The 6542-nt window shown below is 41.9% G+C and carries 8 protein-coding genes and 1 pseudogene; all 9 read right to left on the minus strand.

Annotated features, from left to right (window positions below):
* Nucleotides 1-81: 81 nt before the first annotated feature.
* Nucleotides 82-687 (minus strand): hypothetical protein, encoded by a 606-nt coding sequence (locus AC787_RS12115; RefSeq protein ID WP_054025023.1) that lies wholly within the window; start codon nucleotides 685-687, stop codon nucleotides 82-84.
* 20 nt (nucleotides 688-707) lie between these two features.
* Entirely contained in the window at nucleotides 708-971 is a 264-nt protein-coding gene (locus tag AC787_RS12120; protein ID WP_152970622.1) for a hypothetical protein, read from the minus strand.
* Between the two features lie 159 nt (nucleotides 972-1130).
* The gene (locus tag AC787_RS12125; protein WP_054025025.1) at nucleotides 1131-1550 is read right to left on the minus strand and encodes a hypothetical protein; all 420 of its coding nucleotides are present in this window, start codon (nucleotides 1548-1550) and stop codon (nucleotides 1131-1133) included.
* Between the two features lie 532 nt (nucleotides 1551-2082).
* A complete protein-coding gene (locus AC787_RS12135; RefSeq protein ID WP_054025027.1) occupies nucleotides 2083-2469 on the minus strand; it encodes an Imm41 family immunity protein in 387 nt (128 codons plus the stop codon).
* 97 nt (nucleotides 2470-2566) lie between these two features.
* Nucleotides 2567-3265 carry a hypothetical protein gene (locus AC787_RS12140; protein WP_054025028.1) on the minus strand — a complete coding sequence of 233 codons (699 nt, stop codon included), beginning with the start codon at nucleotides 3263-3265 and terminating at the stop codon, nucleotides 2567-2569.
* A gap of 103 nt (nucleotides 3266-3368) precedes the next feature.
* Nucleotides 3369-3833: a DinB family protein gene (locus AC787_RS12145; RefSeq protein WP_414730982.1), complete on the minus strand. Its 465-nt coding sequence runs from the start codon at nucleotides 3831-3833 to the stop codon at nucleotides 3369-3371.
* Between the two features lie 270 nt (nucleotides 3834-4103).
* A complete protein-coding gene (locus AC787_RS12150) occupies nucleotides 4104-4472 on the minus strand; it encodes a DoxX family protein (protein ID WP_054025029.1) in 369 nt (122 codons plus the stop codon).
* Between the two features lie 94 nt (nucleotides 4473-4566).
* Nucleotides 4567-4989 (minus strand): VOC family protein, encoded by a 423-nt coding sequence (locus tag AC787_RS12155; RefSeq protein ID WP_054025030.1) that lies wholly within the window; start codon nucleotides 4987-4989, stop codon nucleotides 4567-4569.
* A gap of 360 nt (nucleotides 4990-5349) precedes the next feature.
* Nucleotides 5350-6115: pseudogene (locus tag AC787_RS12165) on the minus strand (SDR family oxidoreductase).
* Nucleotides 6116-6542: the final 427 nt, after the last annotated feature.

Genomic DNA, 6542 nt, shown 5'->3' on the forward strand with positions numbered 1-6542 from the left:
TCGATTTTTTATTAAGCATCGTCTCCTCCGTCCCTGGACAGAACCAATTGCTTAACTTTCAACGGTTGCTGCAATGCTTCATTAGTCTGTTGCTTGGCCGGTCACCCATTCATCCACAACCTTAAGCTCTTCCCCGCTTAACCAAAGTTCATGCGTCTGCTGGTTACTATCGCGAAGCTCGTAAAAGTATTGATCCTCCTGCTCATCATAGCCCTTCGATACGACCTTTACCGAGCTCAGATCGAGTGATTCTTCATACTTCTGAAGCATCCGCTCCACTGCCGCCTTCGTTTCCTCGTTGTCATCGTACATGCCCAAATGAAGCGCCAGGCTTGCTTTGTCCTTCTGCAGCAGCGCCTGCACGTAACGCTCAACTTCCAGCACCGTATAGGGATACTGCCCGATCAGTGGAGAGTTGTACAGTGGCTCGCGCCTGTCATCATCCTGAATCTGCTCCATCCCCTGGGACTTGGCATATTTCATTTGAAAAGGAATGGCGCGCGCCTTACCGTCCTTTGTACCTGCGATGGTGTAATGTTCAACATAGTACTCGTCATTCTGCTCGTTAACCTCGAAGCGCAGCTGCAGGTTTTCCAAGTCGTCAAAGTAAAGCAGGAATCCTTCCAGCACCTTCGCCATATCAGCCTCGGTATACTCATTCTCCGCATGCGCCATGAGTCCGGACAATGCCTTCGTATCCTGCTGCTTCAGTACGTCCAGGTTTTTTCGCCATCCTTCGCGGAGATTTGCTCCAGTGATTGCGTATCATCCTCCGAAAGCCTTGCAGCATCCGGAAAGATCGATGCCACTGCCTCACCAGGTTGTTCGAGCTCCGATACTACCTCTGGCGCAGGTGGTACGATATCCGATGTCGAAGATTGCTCCTTGCCACACCCCACCATTGCCGTCATAAACGTTACCGAGATTGCGAGCATCAATGTCACCCTCTGTATTTTCTTCCCCAATGTCAAATCATCCACTCCTATCGGATAAGGTACGACTAAATGGACGCCATAGCCTCCCGAAAGGTTCCACAGCCGCTGAACTATCGTGTCCCGTTAGTTGAAACTTTAAAGGGCTGCGACACATTACTCATCTTCACTAGCATTTTGAATAAAAGATTGCTTTCATTACTGCCTCGGCCAACTCGTTTCGGTATATTGCAGCGGCAGCATGATATCCTGGTCAGGTAGAAACTCATAGCCTCGGGTTCGAACAGTTGGCGATACAAGGTACCCATCCGATTTCTTCCACTCAACTAGAACAAGCTTCCTATTTTTTGTAGCTTTTGAATATCCTCGTATTTTCAATACCTTTTCGATAGGAGAAACTCGGCTCGCTTCAACGTCTTTAGTGAAACATTGCTCGAAAGCTAGCTTTAGTTTCCCTACAAGCTCAGGCATGGAATATGGGGCAGCTAATGTTTGCACAACATCAATTTGCTCGACACATGGCGAATCCAACGATTTCCTGCATGAAAGAATGACCATCTCTTGCGTGTCCAACTCAAAGTATATAGCTAATCTCTTGAATGTATGTTTCGTTGGCATATTCATGTTCACTCCATTTAAATAGGGTATTAAACTATCCTGCCCGTTAGCTTAACGAAGTAAGGAGCAGCTGCCGCAGCAAACTGCTCCATATTTGTTCAACTATCGTTCCCCGTTAGTTGAATAATGTATTGTTATTACGATCAGTTATTTTAAATGCCTGCTTTAAGCAACTTAGGTGGTCTAGCTTCACACCCATCATATCATTGAACACTCTGTATAWAAGTTYTGCTAATTCTATTTCATTTGTACATGTTATAGACTTTTGTGCAATCTGATTGATCTCTATATCATACTCGTTCTGTGGAGCACCTCCAGCTAACAGACCGATAGGGTCCCAATTGTTAATCACTTCAGTTAAAAGCTTGGTACTTATTTTCACCTTTTATCACACCTTATTTGGCAATCTATCTAGTAAAAATATTCTATAATTTGCTCTTCAATCCTGCCCGTAGCTTAATAAAATGAGCAGGCCACTGCAGCGCCTGCTCATCCATGTGTGAAATTGAACTATTGTGTCCCGTTAGCTTAATCACTTTTTATATTTTGGATTAATTAAATCCTCATCGTACAACTCTTCTTTAAAAACCTTTCCAGTGAAATAACCCAAATACGCAAATTCTAATCTTTCAATGTAAAGGTGCAAATTGTTCTCGGGAATATTTTTAACCATATACGAATCTTTCGGATGGAAATGCCAAAGAAGACTTCTCATTATAAAAGTATATGTTTTACTCACCATTAGAGATAAATCTCTATTCAAATTATTTTGATTTGAAGTTTCTTCGGTGATGTCTACTATGCAGTTAAAGTAATCCCAAAATGCCTCTAGGTTGAACTTTTCTTGCTCGTGTAAAAAGTAAACAAAACTACATTCTGTGCACTCATAGTTACTTTTCAATACTTCAACTGCTGTCATCGTCTATCTCCTTCCACCTGATAAACGAGCAAGCTGCCGTTGATGCTGGAAGCTTATTGAACTATCGTCTCCCGTTAGCTTAACAACTAATACTGAATTACTTATCACTTATACTGGTTACATTGCGATAGTAATTGTCAATTAGCAGAAACGGCTCATTTTCTTCTTTTGCTTTAATTTTAAATCCATAGACAATATCCTTGCTAGCATCAGGCTGTTCTAATCCATTTATTTTGATGTTACTTACAGAGAGTTCTGTATTAACAAGAATTATCTTATTAATTTCTAATTTACTTACCACTCCATCATAATTACTTTCCTGTTTTTTCATATGAATAAGTGGTTCCATCCATTCAATAGTATAATTAACGTTCCCTTTATTTTTAATCTTGAAGTCATAAGATTTTCCGTTTAGTTTTGTCCCATTGAGCTCCAAATCCATGCCTGCTTGCGTCAGCCCCTTTATGACTGAAACAATAGATCCATCTTTCTTACTAATAAAATAAGCGGCGGCAGGTGCATTTTTTATTAGYGGATTATWAATTGCGTCAATATMAACCTGCCACACCTTAATGTCTTTATTTTCTTTCGAAGAAAAAAAGTATCTCTCACTTGTTTTTGTGTTAAAGMGATTCCRAATTTYYRCATTTATATAACCATCTTTTTCTGCTTGTAAAAGGGCTATTTTCTCAGCTATTTCTAATGAAATAGGCGTAATTCTATTATTGTATATGATGAACATACTCACGAATAACATTGTAAATAAGATGCCAAAGACATAATAGGATCTTTTCATAATTCCTCCTTAGACCATAGTAGCAAAAGAAATACTCCTTGCTCCACTCTTTTATGTTAACGCAATATATTCCACTTGTTTTTGAATTATCCTGCCCGTTAGTTCAACCAGGAAAGCCTAAGTCTCTGCCGATTACATTTGCTGAAACAGGTTCAAGTCCAAGTTCTCTGATCCAAATGGATAATTGCCCTACATGATGAATTTCGTGTGCGATTACATGACGTAAAACCTCACCCTGGGCAAAAAAACTTCCTTCAATCCACGGAACGGTTACAACATCGTTCTCAAATTCGTCTGACCATGTAAATAAAAACGACTGATTTTCCTTATTCCAAGCTTCCGTAAGGTCATTTATTTTTTCGATTGTCTGATAGTTCTCGAATGGTACTGGGGAATCTGGCTTACCCTGAACTCCGCGGAGCCAGCTATACTCTACATCTAAAATGTGAAAGAGTGTGTACAGAATGCTATCCGCCCCACCGTTTCGTTTACGCATTAATTCTCCGATTGGGATTTGCTTGCATAGTTCTAACCATTCATTTCTTACCATCCAGTTATAACGAAACATTTTTATCAAATCGTCCAATCCCACCTTCACTTGTTTATCAAGATTTCGTTTATATCGTTTTACCTTCTCCAACACGTCGTAAGCCCTCTTGGATATTTATTCAAGTAATTTTTGTGCAATCCTGCCCATTACTTCAATAAACAAAAGAGGAGCTGCCTCGTAGCAAACTCCTCCACTATAGTTCTCCGTTACCAATAAATTATTAGCAGGCGGCGTGCTTTGATCCATCCGCCGACATAACCAGTCGGAAACAATTGAGATAATGCTTTCTTAAGATAAAGGAAGTATCAGACCATCTGCATTAATGATGGTTAGAAAGATGATTAACGCTGTAAAAACGATGGCCGCTGCCGTTTTACTGATTGGATCTTTGACCCTGAAATGCGCGAGGCACGCCAATAACATAGTGACTCCAAGCCAGATGCCAGCCCAGGCGACCGCCCCTACATACCAGTAGCCGAAGATGAGTAATGCTACTCCGACTAACTGGACGATACCTGTGACGACACGAAACCACTGCGGTAGTCCAAGATTCTTGAAAATATCAGCCCAGTATTTGGCTCCTGCGATCTTCGCGCCTCCTGAAAAGGCATAATATAAGACTAGCAAACTTTGAAGAACGATGGAAAATACAGTCATGAGGACTTCCTCCCTTTATTTTAAGTACCATAAATTTCGTATTACTAGTCTGCCAACAACTTTTCGAGCTGCCCGCACATTCTCATCTAATTGATTACTGGCGACCTTTTGTAAGGATTCGGAAAGTGACGCCGAATTTATCCGTAACATTGCCGTAAGCGGGGCTGATGAAACTAGCTTCAAGCGGATCGTTCACTTGACCATCTTCCTTCAATGCTTCAAAATATTTGGTAGCTTTATCCTTATCGTTGGTTTGAACAACGATGGTGATTTGCGTTCCCCTCTCGTAGATGCATCCGGTGAAATGATCTGTAATCTGTAGTTCCGAATCGCCGATTTTCAAGATGGCATAATTGACCCAGTCCTTCTTTTCCGGAGGCAGTGGAGCTTTGGGATCTTCCGGCATGTCGCCGAATCGCAGCATATAGGAGACCTTGGCATCCAATGCCTTCACGTAAAAATCTATTGCTTCCTGGGCAAGATCGACATGACTGCCGATCCAGCGCGGATTCGCCAGCTCGACTTAGCAGAAATGAAAGATTAATGAGTCAGCTTCAAAGAGCAGTTACAATAACATTAAATTTGAATAAAAGTACAAAAACGCATTGTCCTCGACAGTGCGTTTTTGTACTTTGTTCAATATCATCATGTCTTACTGCCTTTACCATCTGAAAATGTGTTCTCAAATACATCCGCCCAATGCAAACCTGCCCGTTAGCGTGGCGAAGGGCTGCCATGTGGCAGCCCTTCCGTGGTTGAGCTATCGTTCCCCGTTAGTTGAAATGTACTTTCCTTCACCTTCAACATAATAAAATCCAGCCAGGATAAGGCGATAATACTCTGATCTTTAAAAAGTTAACCACATTTCCGGACGACTTTACAAATGAGAGCCACCACTGGCATCAATCAATTGCCCGGTTACCCAGCGGCTATCAGCAGAGGCTAAAAAAGCGGCTACATCCGCGACATCCTCTGGTTGCCCCCATCTTCCAAAGGTAGAAAAGTCAGCACCGAATTTATGTCCTGCAGGATCTTGTAGCATCGCTGCATTCATATCCGTGGCAACGAACCCAGGTTGGATTGCATTGATCGTTATTCCACGTGGGCCGAGTTGATTTGATAAGGCGAGCGTCAGTGTGTTGATTGCCCCCTTGGTCATGCTTGTACGCAGGAATGGCAGGCAGGGAAATTCTTGTTATAGCGGACGATATGTTAATAATTCGACCTTCATCTCTTAAACGTCGCAAAGATTGTTGAATCAGGAAAAACGGTGTTTTCACATTGATATTCATAATTTCATCGTATGCTTCTTCTGTCGTATCCTCAATGGGAGCCGATAGGGCAATTCCCGCATTGTTCACTAAAATATCGAAGTGTGTGTCACCCCTACGTTTTAACAATGCTTCATCCAATGCTTGATAAAGAGACAATATGCTCTCTGAAGAACCCAGTTCCCTGCCAATCGTGAACGCAGTCCCACCATTCCGTTCAATATCACGAACGACTTCTTCAGCAGCATCCCGATTCTTACCGTAATGAACTGCTACTAATGCACCTTCTTGTGCCAATCGTGTCGCAATGGCACGACCAATCCCTCGGCTTGCGCCGGTAACGAAAGCAACCTTGCCTTTCAACTTGCTCATTATTTTCATCTCCTCTTGTGTCTATCAATTACAACTATTGTTATAACACAAGGTGAATTTTGTAATGTTGCTCTCTAATTCGTGGAACACAAATTCGGAACAAGAAAGGAATTATCTCATTGCGATCATACTAGGAGTATTACAAACTATCCTGCCCGTTCGCTTAATAAAGAAAGGGAGCAGCTGCCGTGAACTGTAACCCGAAAGACGGGCACTTTTTCTAAAGTGTCTATCTTTCGGGTTACAGTTCAGCACCTACTCATCCATGTGTTTCTCAACTATCGTTCCCCGTTAGTTGAAACAGCAAGCTGGCAGATCAGAGCATGATAAGTAGTAAGTAAACTGGACTTATTCGCTACTTAATTGTTTATACATGTACCATAGAAGGTCTTGTGGCATTTTCTTTCCACGTTTACTTTCCTTCTTA

The sequence above is a fragment of the Bacillus sp. FJAT-28004 genome (assembly GCF_001280845.1).
Lineage (GTDB): Bacteria > Bacillota > Bacilli > Paenibacillales > Paenibacillaceae > Pristimantibacillus.

Bases quoted from the DNA above. Each gene is read 5' to 3' on its own strand.
- AC787_RS12150 (WP_054025029.1), bottom strand. From the start codon at position 4,472: ATGACTGTATTTTCCATCGTTCTTCAAAGTTTGCTAGTCTTATATTAT.
- AC787_RS12135 (WP_054025027.1), bottom strand. From the start codon at position 2,469: ATGACAGCAGTTGAAGTATTGAAAAGTAACTATGAGTGCACAGAATGT.
- AC787_RS12145 (WP_414730982.1), bottom strand. From the start codon at position 3,833: ATGTTTCGTTATAACTGGATGGTAAGAAATGAATGGTTAGAACTATGC.
- AC787_RS12125 (WP_054025025.1), bottom strand. From the start codon at position 1,550: ATGCCAACGAAACATACATTCAAGAGATTAGCTATATACTTTGAGTTG.